This is a genomic window from Streptantibioticus silvisoli (genome assembly GCF_027947535.2).
Classification (GTDB): Bacteria; Actinomycetota; Actinomycetes; order Streptomycetales; family Streptomycetaceae; genus Streptantibioticus_C; species Streptantibioticus_C silvisoli.
The window spans coordinates 117,066-130,884 of record NZ_JAAGKO020000019.1; the positions used below are offsets into that span (position 1 = coordinate 117,066).

The window sequence follows — 13,819 nt, forward strand, 5'->3', positions numbered from 1 at the left end:
CCCGCTTCCGTGCCTGGCGCAGGGCGCCGGTCAGTTGGCGCGGTCGAAGTCGATCGCGCTGTAGGCGCGCAGCTTCGACAGCCGGTGGGTCGCCTCGACCTGCCGGATGGTGCCGGACTTCGAACGCATGACCAGCGACGAGGTGGTCGCGGTCTCCGCGCGGTACCGCACACCGCTGAGCAGGTCCCCGCCGGTGATGCCGGTGGCCACGAAGAAGACGTTCTCCCCGCTGACCAGGTCGCCGGTGTGCAGCACCCGGTCCAGGTCGTGCCCGGCCTCCAGCGCCCGGCGGCGTTCCGCGTCGTCCTTGGGCCACAGCCGGCCCTGGAACGTGCCGCCCAGGCACTTGATCGCGCAGGCCGCGATGATGCCCTCCGGGGTGCCGCCGATGCCCAGCAGCAGGTCGACGCCGGTGCCGTCGCGGGCCGCCATGATCGCGCCGGCCACGTCGCCGTCCGCGATGAACTTGATCCGGGCGCCGGTCTCGCGGATCTGCTGGACCAGCCCGTCGTGCCGCGGCCGGTCCAGCACCATGACGGTGACGTCCTCCGGGGCGCCGCCCTTCGCCCGGGCGACCCGGCGGATGTTCACCGCCACCGGCGCGGTGATGTCCACGTAGTCGGCCGCCTCCGGGCCGGTGACCAGCTTGTCCATGTAGAACACCGCCGACGGGTCGTACATCGCGCCGCGTTCGGCCACCGCCAGGACGGAGACCGCGTTCGGCATCCCCTTGGCGGTCAGCGTGGTGCCGTCCACCGGGTCCACGGCGACGTCGCACTCCGCGCCGGTCCCGTCGCCGACCCGCTCCCCGTTGAAGAGCATCGGCGCCTCGTCCTTCTCGCCTTCGCCGATGACGACGACGCCGTTCATCGAGACGGTGTGCACGAGCGTGCGCATGGCCTTGACGGCCGCGCCGTCCGCGCCGTTCTTGTCGCCGCGCCCGACCCAGCGGCCGGCGGCCATCGCCGCGGCCTCGGTGACGCGGACCAGTTCCAGGGCCAGGTTGCGATCGGGGTCCTCCGGACCCACTTCGAGCTGGGACGGCATGTTGTGTTCGGTCATCGGAGCGCACCTTTCTGTACGGCGACGGCCGGAAATGAGGGTGCTGCGACTGTATCGGCCCACCGTTCAGGTTGAGCAGGGCCCACCTCACATGAGCGGCCCGCGCTGTGACGTTTACCCCGGGGGCGACCCCTGACGCGGACCGCCGCGGGGATGGGGGACCATGGGGAGGTGGCAGAGCAGCGTGGCAAGCAGACCGTCCGGGACATGGTGCTGTCGATCGCGGTGATCGGCGTCGTCGTGGCCGGCGTCTACGTCTTCATCCCCCGGTCCGGGCACGACCCGGTGCACCCGGTGAGTTACCGCGTCGAACTGGACCTGGCCCGCCGCGCGGCGCCCTACCCGGTCGCCGGTCCCTCGGGCCTGTCGCGCCAGTGGCGGGCGACCTCGGTGTCCTACGACGGCGCCGACCCCAGGGCGGACCACTGGCACCTGGGGTTCATCGACCCGCAGAACCAGTACGCCGCCGTCGAGCAGACCAACGCCGGCGCCGCGTCGTTCATCGCCTCGGTCACCCAGCAGTCGCACCGCGACGGCACGCAGACCGTCTCCGGCACCACCTGGCAGCGCTACGGCGGCGGCCGCTACCGCGCGCTGGCCCGCACCACGACCGGCGCCCACGGCGGCACCACCGTGGTCCTCGGCACCGCGCCGTACAGCCAGCTCGCCCAACTCGCGGGCGCGTTGCGCACGTCGTGACGCGCGGGGTCACCTGCTGTGCGGGGTGACTCCGTCGGGGTCGGTGCGGTCGCCTGCCGGGCGGGGTGTTCGCGTTCGCGCCGGTGCGGTCGCCTGCCGGGCGGGGGTGACCCCGTCCCACCGGTGCGGTCGGTCCCCGTGCGGCGGTCACTCCCCGCGCGGCGCGTTCGCGTCCCCGTCCCCGTCGGTGCCGTCGGCCTGCCGGTCGCCGGACAGCGCCGCGTCCAGCCGGGCGCGGGCGCCGTCCAGCCAGCGGCGGCACACCCGGGCCAGCTCCTCGCCGCGCTCCCACAGCGCCAGCGACTCCTCCAGCGTCGAGCCGCCCGCCTCCAGCCGCCGGACGACGTCGACCAGCTCGTCGCGCGCTTCCTCGTACCCCAGGGTGTCCCCAGCCGTCTCAGCCATGCGGCAAGCCTAGGCGCCCGCACGGACAGTCCCCGCTCAGGGCGCCTGCGGGGTCAGGCCCCGGCGGCGTTCTCCGGTGGCGCGTCGTCGCGGCGGACGGTGAAGGCGCCGTCGGCGACCCGGGCGCGCAGCACCTCGCCGTCCGCCACGTCGCCGGCCGCGCGCACCGCCGAACCGTCGGCGCGCTGGAGCACCGCGTAGCCGCGGGTCAGCGTGGCGGCCGGGGACAGGGCGACGACCCGGGCGCGGGTGTGCGACAGCTCGGCGTCGGCGCGGTCCAGCAGGTGGCGCAGGTGCCGCCGGGCCCGCTCGGTCAGCGCGTCGGCCTCGGCCCTGCGGTCGTCGACCATGCGGTGCGGCCGGGCCATCGACGGCCGGCTGACCGCGGCGGCCAGTCCGCGTTCCTCCCGGTCCAGCAGGGCGCGCACCGCCCGCAGCGCCCGCTCGCGCGACTGCCGCACCCGGTCCATCTCCTCGCCGACGTCCGGCACGATCTTCTTCGCCGCGTCGGTCGGCGTGGAGGCCCGCAGGTCGGCGACCAGGTCCAGCAGCGGCGAGTCCGGCTCGTGCCCGATGGCCGACACCACCGGCGTACGGCACGCCGCGACCGCCCGCACCAGCTCCTCGTCGGAGAACGGCAGCAGGTCCTCCACGCTGCCGCCGCCGCGGGCCACCACGATGACGTCGACGTCGTCGCGGGCGTCCAGCTCGCGGACCGCCTCGATCACCCGCGGGACCGCCAGCGCGCCCTGCACCGGCACGTTGCGCACCTCGAACCGCACCGCCGGCCAGCGCAGCCGCGCGTTCTCCAGCACGTCGTGCTCGGCGGCCGACGCCCGCCCGCACACCAGCCCGATCAGCTGCGGCAGGAACGGCAGCGGCTTCTTGCGGTCCGCCGCGAACAGCCCCTCCGCCGCCAGCGTCCGCTTCAACCGCTCCAGCCGGGCCAGCAGTTCGCCGACGCCGACCGGTCGTATCTCCACCGCGCGCAACGACAACTGCCCGCGCGGCGCGTACCACTCGGGCTTGGCGTGCACCACCACCCGGGCGCCCTCGGTCACCGTGTCCGCGACCTCCTCGAAGACGCCGCGGAAGCACGTCACGGCGATCGAGATGTCGTACGACGGGTCGCGCAGCGTCAGGAAGACCACGCCCGCGCCCGGCCGCCGCGACAACTGGGTGATCTGCCCCTCGACCCAGACCGCGCCCAGCCGGTCGACCCACCCCCCGATCAGCCGCGAGACCTCGCCGACCGGGATCGGCGCTTGCGCCGACGTGCTGAGTGCCATACCGGGAGGTTAGCCGCCGCCACCGACAGCGCGGCGCCCCGCCGGCATCGCCTCCCGCCCCGCCGGCCGGGCCGCCCGCCCCGCCCGGCCCGGTCCCGCCGACCGGCCCGCTCGGCCCGGTCGGGCCGCCCGCTCGGCCCAACGGGGCGTGAAGGAGGGCGAAAGGGCGTGTCAGGCGCCGCCATCCGCCCCCCTCGTTGCCTACGTTGGTCCGGTGGAGCAACCCCGCACGCGCATTCCGCGCCCGTCCCCCGAAGAAGCGGGCGGGGGCGGTCCCCGGCTGTCGCGTTCCGCCTCCGACCGCCCGGCCGCCGGCCGTCCGCCCGGCAGGCCCGCCCGTCCGCCGTCCCGGCCCGGCGGCGTCCGTCCGCCGGGCCGCCCGGCCGCCCGGCTCACCGGCTTCGGCACCGGCGTCGTCCTGTGCGTCCTGACGCTGCTGGGCGGCGCCGCCAACCGGGTCTTCAGCGACGACCTCGGCGCCTTCTACGGCGTCGTCTTCGTACTGGCCAGCGTGGCCGCCGCCTGCTGGGTACGCCGCGCCGACCTGGCCGCCGCCCCGGTCGGCGCCCCGATCGCCTTCGCCCTGGGCGTGGCGGTCACCGGCGCGGACGGCGGAGGCGGCTTCCTGGGCTTCGTGGCCGCCACCGTCACCGGCCTGGCCACCCAGACGGGCTGGCTGTACACCGGCACCGTGCTGTCCGCCGCGATCGCCACCGCCCGCTGGTTCGGCGCCCGCCGAGCGGAGGCGAAGGGGAGACCGGCGTCGGGGTGAGGGTTGCCGACGTCGGCGGTGAGGGGGTTTCCGGCGGGGTGGGTGGCGCTGGGTGGTGGGCGGTGCGGCCGGTTTGCCGGTGCGGTGGGCGGTGCGGCCGGTTTGCCGGTGCGGTGGGCGGTGCGGCCGGTCACCGGTGCGGCTGGTCACCGGTGCGGTGGGTGGCGTTGGGCGGTGCGGCCGGTCACCGGTGCGGTGGGTGGGGCGGCGGCGGGGCCGGGGTGACGGTGCCCGGTGCGACCGGTTGCCGATGTCAACGGTGACCCGCGTATGCGGCCCGGGGTGAGCGGTACCGGCCCTGCGGGAGCGGAACGCTGCGTCCCCGGAGCCCTCGCGGCGGCGGGTCCCCGCGTGAGCGGTGCCTCCGCCCGGTCCGTACACCCGGAGCCCGCGTCCCCGGATTTCCCGCGGCGGCGGACCCCCGCGTGAGCGGTGACGGCGTTCTCAAGGAGCGCCGTCACCGCTCACCACCGGCGTGTCGGAGCCGGGAGCCCGGCCGAGCCGGAGCCGGAGGTCCCCGGAGCCGGGCCCGGCCGGCGGCCGGAGAAGCGGACAGAACCGGACGGAACCGGAACCGGAACCGGAACCGGAACCGGACGGGACCGGACAGAACCGGGACCGGACAGAACCGGAACTGGCGGACCGGAACCGGACGAAACCGGAACCGGGGCGGAACCGGAACCGGCGGAGCCGATAGGCGTCAGTGGGGGTCAGCGACGGACATCCCCCGCAACCCCCGGAGGGTCACCCTTTGGCGGCCATCGCCGCGCCGACGATCCCCGCGTTGTTCTGGAGCAGTGCCGGGACGACCTCGGCCCGGACGCCCTCGATGAGCGGCAGGAACTTCTCCGCCTTGCGGCTCACGCCGCCGCCGATGACGAACAGGTCGGGGGAGAAGAGCATCTCCACGTGCGCGAGGTACTTGCTGACCCGGTGCGCCCAGTGCTTCCAGCTCAGCTCCTCGACCTCCTTCGCCTTGGAGGACGCCTTGTGCTCCGCGTCGTGCCCGCGCAGCTCCAGGTGGCCGAGTTCGGTGTTCGGCAGCAGGCGGCCGTCGACGAAGACCGCGCTGCCGATGCCGGTGCCGAAGGTCAGCACGATCACCGTGCCGCCGTGGCCGCGCGCCGCGCCGAACGAGACCTCGGCCATGCCGGCCGCGTCGGCGTCGTTGATCACGGTGGCCGGCATGCCGAGGGCGTCGCCGAGCACCTTGCCGACGTTCAGCCCCACCCAGTCGGGGTGCATGTTCGCCGCGGTCCGGGTGACGCCGTCGGCCACCACGCCGGGGAAGGTCACGCCGACCGGCCCGGACCACTCGAAGTGCCCGACGACCTCCTTGACGGCCGCCAGCACCGAGTCCGGTTCGGCCGGGTGCGGGGTGAGCACCTTGTGCCGCTCCTGCGCCAGGTCACCGCGTTCCAGATCCACCGGGGCGCCCTTGATCCCCGATCCGCCGATGTCGATCCCAAAGACATTCATCCGTCCACGCTACGGCGGAACGCGTGCGGACACCCCTCGTACGCGCCTTTCACCCGCAGGGAAACGGCCGCGTACGGAGGGGGTTGGGACGGACGGCGTCAGAAGGGGCGTGCGGCCTCGGGAGGTGCGTACGGCCTCAGGAGGTGCGTACTGGGTGGGGAGGGACGTACGGCCTCAGGAGGTGCGCGGGGCCGCGGCGCCGGTGCCGGCGGCCTCGGCGCGCAGGTCGCGGCGCAGCTCCTTGGGCAGCGAGAACTGGATGCTCTCGCGGGCGGAGGTGACGATCTCCACGTCCTCGTAGCCGTGGCCGGCCAGCCATTCCAGGACGCCGTCGACCAGGACCTCCGGCACCGAGGCGCCCGAGGTGACGCCGACGGTGCTCACGCCCTCCAGCCACGCCTCGTCGATCTCGTCGGCGAAGTCGACCAGGTGCGCGTCGCGGGCGCCGGCCTGGAGGGCGACCTCGACCAGCCGCACCGAGTTGGAGGAGTTCTTCGACCCGACGACGATCACCAGGTCGGCGTCGGCGCCGATCTGCTTGACGGCCACCTGGCGGTTCTGCGTGGCGTAGCAGATGTCGTCGCTGGGCGGGCTGACCAGCGTGGGGAACCGCTCCTTGAGGGCGTCGACGGTCTCCATCGTCTCGTCCACCGACAGCGTGGTCTGCGACAGCCACACCAGCTTGTTCTCGTCGCGCACCCGCAGGCCGGGCACGTCCTGCGGGCCGTCCACCAGGTGGATGCGGTCCGGCGCCTCGCCCATGGTGCCGACGACCTCCTCGTGGCCCTCGTGGCCGATCAGCAGGATGTCGTAGTCCTCGCCGGCGAAGCGCTGGGCCTCCTTGTGGACCTTGGTCACCAGCGGGCAGGTGGCGTCGATCGACGCCAGGCTGCGGCCGGCGGCCTCCTCGTGCACGACGGGGGCGACGCCGTGCGCCGAGAAGATCACGATGGCGCCCTCGGGCACCTCCTGCGTCTCGTCGACGAAGATCGCGCCCTTCTTCTCCAGCGTCTGCACGACGTACTTGTTGTGGACGATCTGCTTGCGCACGTAGATCGGCGACCCGTACTGCTCCAGGGCCTTCTCGACGGTGATGACGGCGCGGTCCACACCGGCGCAGTACCCACGGGGGGCGGCGAGCAGGACCCGGCGTGATGTCTCAGCGGTCATGCCCCCATCGTACGGGCGCTCGCGGCGGCGGCGTCGGGGGCCGGGCGCGGCGGCTTAGACTGGGGCGCCGTACCCGCCCCCTCAACGCCTCGCACCGGGAAGTCGTCACGTGTCGCTCACGATCGGAATCGTCGGCCTGCCGAATGTCGGCAAGTCGACCCTGTTCAACGCCCTGACCAAGAACGACGTCCTGGCGGCCAACTACCCGTTCGCCACGATCGAGCCCAACGTCGGCGTGGTCGGCGTTCCCGATCCGCGGCTGGACGAGCTCGCGGCGATCTTCTCCTCGCAGCGCCGGCTGCCCGCGACGGTGGACTTCGTCGACATCGCCGGCATCGTGCGCGGCGCCAGCGAGGGCGAGGGCCTGGGCAACAAGTTCCTGGCCAACATCCGCGAGTCCGACGCGATCTGCCAGGTCATCCGCGCGTTCAAGGACGAGAACGTCGTGCACGTCGACGGCAAGGTCTCGCCCAAGGACGACATCGAGACGATCAACACCGAGCTGATCCTGGCCGACCTCCAGACGGTCGAGAAGGTGCTGCCCCGGCTCCAGAAGGAGTCCCGGCTCCAGAAGGACAGGGTCGCCGTGGTCGCCGCGGTCGAGGCCGCGAAGGCGCTGCTGGAGGAGGGCCGCACGCTCTTCTCCGCCGGGATCACCGCCGCCAGCGAGCAGGGCAAGCTGCTGCACGAGCTGCACCTGCTGACCACGAAGCCGTTCCTGTACGTCTTCAACGTCGACGAGGACGAACTCGTCGACGAGGACTTCAAGAACGACCAGCGCGCCCTGGTCGCCCCCGCCGAGGCGATCTTCCTCAACGCGAAGATCGAGTCCGAGCTGATCGAGCTGGACGATGACGAGGCGCTGGAACTCCTCCAGTCCATGGGCCAGGAGGAGCCGGGCCTGGCCACCCTCGCCCGGGTCGGCTTCGCCATCCTCGGCCTCCAGACGTACCTGACCGCCGGTCCCAAGGAAGCCCGCGCCTGGACCATCAAGAAGGGCGCCACCGCCCCCGAGGCCGCCGGAGTCATCCACACCGACTTCCAGAAGGGCTTCATCAAGGCGGAGATCGTCTCCTACGAAGACCTCCTCACCTGCGGCTCCATCCCCGAAGCCCGCGCGAAGGGCAAGGCCCGCATGGAGGGCAAGGACTACGTCATGCAGGACGGCGACGTGGTGGAGTTCCGTTTCAACGTGTGATTCGACCGTGCGCGAGGCCGTCCGACTCGCGGTGCAGCGGGCCGGGCGGCCTTGATGGTTCGTACCGGGGCCGTTCCGCGTAGGCGGACCACAGGTGGGTTTGGATGTTCGGCGTCCTGGCCACGGCGGTGTGGTCGCGGCACTCGGAGTCGGGCTTCCCGCAGAGCGCCGGTCCCGTCGACCACGCGGGGCCGGCGCCCTCGGCTCAGCGATGAGGTGCCCCCTGCGGTCGGACGCTCCCGCCGCCAGGAACGCCGACGCACCGGATCAGGGGCGCCGTGGCCATAACGGTGGATTCGATCCACGTAGGAACCGATCCACGTAGGAACCGGTCTACGTAAGAAGCCGGCTCCGTTGATCGTCCCCAGCGGCGCGGTTCGCTTACGCCGTGCCGGAGGCGATCCGGCGCCGTTCTCCGGGGCCGGACCGTAACGGTTACTTCGCGCCCAGGAGTTCGAGGACCTTGTTGATGGCCTCGACGACCGGTACGCCGACCGTGCCGATGGTCGCGGCGACGCCGGCGACGGCCAGCAGGGCGCGGTGCCGCTCCTGCGGCTGGACGTTCGCCTCGGCACGCAGCGCCGGCAGGGAGTCGTCGAGCGCGGTGGCGCCGGCCGGTGTCACCTGGGTGCGCAGGGCCAGGACCAGGACGAACAGTTCACGCAGAGCCTCCTGGACGGGTTGGGGGAGCTCCGGGGCCGGGGTGACCCGCTTGTCGATGCCCGTGTTGCCCGAGCCGCCGTGCATGGTGACGTGGTCGCCGCTGCCGAAGTAGTAGTGCTGGCTCGCGTCACTCATCAGCTCGCCATCCCGGTGTTGCCGGTGCCGCCGTACATGTTGACGTTGTCCCCGAAGTAGTAATGCGTGGGGCTGATCATGACGGAGTTCACCCGCACCTCGAACTCCGCCGCCGGATTCTCGATCGCGTCGGCGATCCGGTGGGCCAACTGCCGCAGGTGATCCGGGTAGGGGCTGGTCACCACGGCGCTGGAGAGGCTGGAGGTCTCGACGGACAGGACGAAGTGCGACGGCGCGCCGAGTACCTGCACCATCTCCACGAGGGAGTAGACCGCGGCCGCGGCGGCGGCGAGCAGGACGAGGATGCTGAGCGCCGACGAACCCCCGCCCCCGCCGTCGTCGGAGGCGCTGAAGGCCTCGATCGCGGCGGCGAGCAGACTGAGGAACGTCGTCACCGCCCCGATGAGCAGCAGCCGCTTCGTGAAAAGCAGGACCGCGCCTTTGCGCCGCGGGTGAATGGTGAGCGTGTGCACCCGGACGATGTTCTGGAGCGGGTAGTAGGCCTCGCCGACCCAGAGCAGTCGTTTGCCGACCCGCAGGTTGACCGTGCCGGGCGGCGGCGTCATGGCCGGCGGGGCCGTACCGCTGTACGGATTCTCGGCGGGGGCCGTACCGGTGTACGGATTTCCGGCGGGCGGCGGGCCGGCCGGCGGTGGTGGGACGGTGGGCGGCGGCGGTGCTCCGATCGTGGGCGGAGCCCCGGGCGATGCGTTCTGTGCGTTTCCCTCCGCGTCCTCCGACGTCATGCGAACCCCCCTGGTCGGTCCTGCCGGGCGCAGTCGGCCCACCCCGTCACGTCATGCGGACGCGGCTGCGCCAGGTTCCAAAAGCCTTACGACAGACGGTATATGACACACCATCACCTGCGCATCGCGATTGATTGCCGGCCGACGGCGCCGCGAGGTGCCGCGCCGATCACGCGAGCCGGCGAGGACCGGCCGCGTTCGCGCCGGCGCCGCGCGGGCCGTGCCAGGCTGGACGGATGGAACACGTCGGGGCAACCCCGGGCATGGCCGCGGTGTACGCCGTTCGGCATGGGCAGAGTGTGGCCAACGTGCTGTTCGCCGAGGCGGTCCGCGCCGGAGACGGTGCCGGGGGCGGTGGGCCGGTTGTGGCTGGTGGGGACGCGGCCGTGCCGTTGTCCGGGGCGGGGCGGGAGCAGGCGGCCGGGCTGCGGGCGTGGGTGCGGGGTGCCGGGATCGACCTCGTCGTCACCAGTCCTTACGCGCGGGCGCGGCAGACCTGGGAGCTGATGGCGGGGGAGTCCACCGCGCCGGTCGTGGTGGACGAACGCCTGCGGGACCGGGAGACCGGCGTCTTCGAACTGATGACCCCCGCCGCCGTCGCCGCCCGCGCGCCGCAGGAGTCCGCGCGGCGCGAACTTCTCGGCGACTGGTACTACCGGCCACCGGGCGGTGAGTCGCTCGCCGACGTCGTCCTGCGGGTACGGGACTTCGTGCGCGACGCGTCCACGGCCGCCGCCGGCCACCGCGTCCTGGTGGTGGCGCACGACGCCGTCGTGCTGTCGCTGCGCCACGTCTTCGACGGCTTCGGCGCACCGCTGCCCGACCCGGCCCTCGCCGTGCCGAACGCGTCGGTGTCGCACTGGGTACCCGACGGGTCCGGCGGAATGCGGCTGGCGTCCTTCGGCGTCACACGGCCGTAGGGCACCGCGCGCGGAGGGCGGTTCGGCGGGCGGACGGTTCGGCGTCCGTCCGCGCGGCGTTTGTACGTGCGCTGTTCGTACGGTCCGGAGTCCGGGCGGTTACGCGTACCGACGCTCACGCGTTCAGCCGCGCCAGTAACCGGGACGCCTGGTGCCGGGCGCAGCGTGCCGACCGCGGCGGCGAGAGCGGCGGTGCGGCGGCCGTCGACCCGGGTGCCGCGCAGCGGTGCGCCCGGTACGCGGGTCATGCGCAACGGCGGCGGGCAGCGGCCGGACGAGGTCGTGCCGGGGCCGTCCGGGGGCGGCGCGGCGGTCCATGCGGCGGCGGAACGGGGTGCGTGGGCGGGGCGGGCGGCGTCCGGGAGCGGGCGCGGCGCGAGGCCGGGGGCGTGTTCGGCCAGCAGGGTGAGCGCCCGCAGTTCGCGCTCGTAGCCGTCGCACTCCCCGGGACCGAAGTGCTTGACGACGTGGTCCGGGCCGAAGTCGATGGCGTGGGGCACGACTCAGGTACGTTCCAGCCGCCGCAGGCGTTCCCCGTCGGTGACGCGGGGGCAGGTCAGGCAGGGTTCGTCCGGCGTGATGGCGTAGTACAGGCAGCAGCCGAGCCGGGTGCGGGTGGGGTGCGGCGTGCCGGACGGGCCGCGCAGCACGCGGAAGGCGGCGGCGCCGGGGAACGGTGCCGTGCCGCCGGGCAGCAGCGCGGTCGCGGTCCGGATGCCGCGTTCCTCCTCGCCGCGCGCCCGGCCCAGGAACCACAGCCCGGACGCGAGGTCGTCGGTCGCCATCCCCCACAACGCGCGCGGCCCGCGCCGCACCCGCGGTCCGAACGCCTCCAGCACCGGCCCGACGTGTTCGGCCACCGCGTCCCGCACCACTTCCGGTCCGTTACCGCCCGGTCCGTCGCCGCCCGGCCCGTCACCGTTCGGTCCGCACTCCAGCCCCCGGGCGTCCAGCGTGAACGCGCCGGTCGCCGGATCGGCGGTGAGCCGGTCGAGCGGTACCCGCGGCACGCGGCCGGCGAGGTACCAGGGCCCGGTGAACAGCAGGCCGACCGACCACAGGTAGTGGTGCAGGAACCGCGACGCCGCCACGTCCCGCCGGGGCCGCCGCCCGTACGCCGCCGCGACGCGCTCCGACTCGCCGTCGATCAGCGCATCCAGCGCGCCGGACCCGTTCACGGTGAGGTCACTGACGCGGACCACGCCGCTTGCGAGCGGCGCCCCGACCGCGCGGGTCGGTCCGTCCGCACCGGTCACGCGGTCTGCACCGGTCACGCGATCCGCCCCGGTCGCCCCGCTCGCACCGGGCACCCCAACCGCGTCAGGCGCCCCGCCGCCCCCCTCGGCGTCAACGCCATGCCCGTCCACTTCCGCCCGGCGGGTGAAGTTCTCGTCGGTGATGCTGACGGCGAGCGGTGGGCACAGGTGGGTCAGCAGGCGGTACGTGGCGGCCAGGGCCGCGGGGCCGGCGGACATCGGTCTCCGTAGGGGGATCGAGGGGGCTGCGGGGATCGGACGGTTCGGCGACCGGCGAAGGCGCGGGAGGCCGGGGGCGGCGGGACCGGGAGGCGGGAACGGACGCGGGGACGGGGAAGCCGGTGATGGCGGGGCAGGGCGGCGGAGGCGCCGACGGGGAGGGGGACGGAGGCGGGGTCGGCGTGGGAGACGGCTGGCGGGCGGGGAGAGGTCGGCGGCGGGACGGGAAACCGGTGATGGGGAATCTGCGGACCGGCTCACCGTAGCTTGACATGTTTAGGTATAGCTAACCTAAGTTGATTCATCGTCAGCGGCGACACGGCCGAAGGCGGGGCCGGAGCCCTCGGACATACGGATGATCGGACGAACGGAAGCGCATGCGGCTCTACCTGCTCGCCCTCAACCCCACCGACTCGGTCACCGAGGGCTTCCTGCCGGCCGCCGCCCGCCTGGGCCTGACGGTGACCGTGCTGACCGAGCCGGGCTACGTCGCCGCCCACCGGGAGGCGTACCGCGCGGCCGTGGCGCCGGCCGGGCTCGGCGCGGTGCCGGAGATCAGCGGCTGCGCGGTGCGCGACTTCCGCGAGGTCGTCGGGGAGATCTCCCGGCGCCGTGCGGCGGACGGTCCGTTCGCCGTCTTCAGCAACAGCGACCACCTCCAGACGCAGGCCGCCCTGGCCGCCGCGTACTTCGGCCTGCCCGGCAAGGACTGGCGCGCCACCCTGCGCGCCAAGGACAAGGCCGAGACCCGCCGCCACCTGGCCGCCGCCGGCCTGGGCGCCGTCCGGAGCGCCGAACTCGCCCCTGAAGCCGAGGCCGACGCCGACGTCACCTTCGTCCCCGTCCCCGGCGCCGCTTCCGTTTCCGCCGCCGTCCCCGTCCCCCGGGCTTCCGTCTCCCTCCCCGGCCCCGCCCCGTACTCCGCTCCCGCCTCCAAAGCCGGGTCCGCCCCGCAAGCCCGCCCCACCTTCGATCCGGCCGCGTTCGGGGTGGGCTACCCCTGCGTCGTCAAGCCGAGGGAGGGGGTCGCCAGTGAGGACGTCGTGCTGGTCGGCGACGCGGCCGAACTGCGCCAGCGGGTGGCGGCGATCCGCGCCCGGCGGCCCGGACAGGCCCTGGTCGTCGAGGAGTTCCTGCCCGGCGAGCTGCGCACCCTGGAGACCCTGGGCGACGCGGCCGGCACCCGGCACGTGCTGGGCGGGTTCCGCACCCGGTTGTCGCCGCCGCCGTACTTCATCGAGGAACGGCTGTACTTCGAACCGGAGTCGCCGGGCTTCCGGCGGCCGGGCGCCGACCAGGTACTGGCCCAACTCGACGCGCTGGGCGTGGGGTTCGGGGTCTGCCACACCGAGTACGTGACCGGGCCGGACGGCCGCGCCCGGATCATCGAGGTCAACTACCGGGCCATCGGCGACCAGTGCGACCTGATGCTCGCCGACCTGCTCGGCATCCCGCTCTTCGAGCACATCCTCCGCACCCACCTGGGCGAACCGCTGCCCCGCTCGCTGAACGCCCGCACCGACGGCCGCGCCCGTCAGGACGCCCCGCTCGCCGACCGTTCCGGCACGCTCACCGCCGCCCCTGGGCCGGCCGAACTCACCGTCGACGAAACGCGTTTGACGTACCGTCCGCTGCGGGCCGTCGGCGAGTACCGCGAGCTGACCCACACCAACCGGGACTACCTCGGCATCCTGCGCGTCACCGGCACCGACGAGGCCGCCGTCGACCGCGTCGCCACCGGCTTCCTCGCCGCCCAGCGCTGGGAGATCACCCCGTGACCCCGGACCGCGCCCACCCCGCCCCCTC

General features: G+C 73.8%; 13 protein-coding genes. 5 read left to right on the plus strand and 8 right to left on the minus strand.

What is annotated here, in order from left to right; genetic code table 11:
• Window positions 1–30: 30 nt before the first annotated feature.
• Window positions 31–1,062 (minus strand): class II fructose-bisphosphatase, encoded by a 1,032-nt coding sequence (glpX, locus tag POF43_RS15085; protein WP_271317933.1) that lies wholly within the window; start codon window positions 1,060–1,062, stop codon window positions 31–33.
• A 153-nt stretch (window positions 1,063–1,215) separates the two neighbouring features.
• Here glpX and POF43_RS15090 point away from each other — a divergent pair, with 153 nt between their 5' ends.
• Window positions 1,216–1,761: a DUF4245 domain-containing protein gene (locus tag POF43_RS15090; RefSeq protein ID WP_271323414.1), complete on the plus strand. Its 546-nt coding sequence runs from the start codon at window positions 1,216–1,218 to the stop codon at window positions 1,759–1,761.
• 147 nt (window positions 1,762–1,908) lie between these two features.
• Here the strand turns inward: POF43_RS15090 and POF43_RS15095 are convergent, their stop codons facing one another.
• Window positions 1,909–2,166, minus strand: coding sequence for an exodeoxyribonuclease VII small subunit (locus tag POF43_RS15095; protein WP_271317935.1), 258 nt, complete (start codon window positions 2,164–2,166; stop codon window positions 1,909–1,911).
• Between the two features lie 53 nt (window positions 2,167–2,219).
• Complete coding sequence (xseA, locus tag POF43_RS15100) at window positions 2,220–3,455, minus strand: exodeoxyribonuclease VII large subunit (RefSeq protein ID WP_271317936.1); 1,236 nt, start codon at window positions 3,453–3,455, stop codon at window positions 2,220–2,222.
• A gap of 214 nt (window positions 3,456–3,669) precedes the next feature.
• On the opposite strand from xseA, the gene POF43_RS15105 reads away from it, so the two are divergent.
• On the plus strand, window positions 3,670–4,227 hold the full coding sequence (locus POF43_RS15105) for a DUF6542 domain-containing protein (RefSeq protein WP_271318900.1): 558 nt from the start codon (window positions 3,670–3,672) through the stop codon (window positions 4,225–4,227).
• A 744-nt stretch (window positions 4,228–4,971) separates the two neighbouring features.
• On the opposite strand, the gene ppgK is transcribed toward POF43_RS15105, so the two are convergent.
• Together ppgK and POF43_RS15115 are read right to left on the minus strand one after the other, a co-directional pair.
• Entirely contained in the window at window positions 4,972–5,706 is a 735-nt protein-coding gene (gene ppgK, locus POF43_RS15110; RefSeq protein WP_271314658.1) for a polyphosphate--glucose phosphotransferase, read from the minus strand.
• 174 nt (window positions 5,707–5,880) lie between these two features.
• Window positions 5,881–6,876: a 4-hydroxy-3-methylbut-2-enyl diphosphate reductase gene (locus POF43_RS15115; protein ID WP_271324968.1), complete on the minus strand. Its 996-nt coding sequence runs from the start codon at window positions 6,874–6,876 to the stop codon at window positions 5,881–5,883.
• Between the two features lie 109 nt (window positions 6,877–6,985).
• On the opposite strand from POF43_RS15115, the gene ychF reads away from it, so the two are divergent.
• A complete protein-coding gene (gene ychF / locus POF43_RS15120) occupies window positions 6,986–8,074 on the plus strand; it encodes a redox-regulated ATPase YchF (protein ID WP_271324967.1) in 1,089 nt (362 codons plus the stop codon).
• A gap of 435 nt (window positions 8,075–8,509) precedes the next feature.
• Here ychF and POF43_RS15125 read toward each other — a convergent pair whose 3' ends face one another.
• The gene (locus tag POF43_RS15125) at window positions 8,510–8,872 is read right to left on the minus strand and encodes a hypothetical protein (RefSeq protein WP_271324966.1); all 363 of its coding nucleotides are present in this window, start codon (window positions 8,870–8,872) and stop codon (window positions 8,510–8,512) included.
• Complete coding sequence (locus POF43_RS15130; protein ID WP_271314651.1) at window positions 8,872–9,438, minus strand: DUF6232 family protein; 567 nt, start codon at window positions 9,436–9,438, stop codon at window positions 8,872–8,874. The genes POF43_RS15125 and POF43_RS15130 overlap by 1 nt, the downstream gene beginning before the upstream one ends.
• Before the next feature lie 416 nt (window positions 9,439–9,854).
• Here POF43_RS15130 and POF43_RS15135 point away from each other — a divergent pair, with 416 nt between their 5' ends.
• The gene (locus POF43_RS15135; protein WP_282704596.1) at window positions 9,855–10,538 is read left to right on the plus strand and encodes a histidine phosphatase family protein; all 684 of its coding nucleotides are present in this window, start codon (window positions 9,855–9,857) and stop codon (window positions 10,536–10,538) included.
• A gap of 503 nt (window positions 10,539–11,041) precedes the next feature.
• On the opposite strand, the gene POF43_RS15140 is transcribed toward POF43_RS15135, so the two are convergent.
• The gene (locus tag POF43_RS15140) at window positions 11,042–12,013 is read right to left on the minus strand and encodes an iron-sulfur protein (RefSeq protein ID WP_271326032.1); all 972 of its coding nucleotides are present in this window, start codon (window positions 12,011–12,013) and stop codon (window positions 11,042–11,044) included.
• Between the two features lie 377 nt (window positions 12,014–12,390).
• Between POF43_RS15140 and POF43_RS15145 the strand changes: the two genes are divergently transcribed.
• The gene (locus POF43_RS15145; RefSeq protein WP_282704597.1) at window positions 12,391–13,791 is read left to right on the plus strand and encodes an ATP-grasp domain-containing protein; all 1,401 of its coding nucleotides are present in this window, start codon (window positions 12,391–12,393) and stop codon (window positions 13,789–13,791) included.
• Window positions 13,792–13,819: the final 28 nt, after the last annotated feature.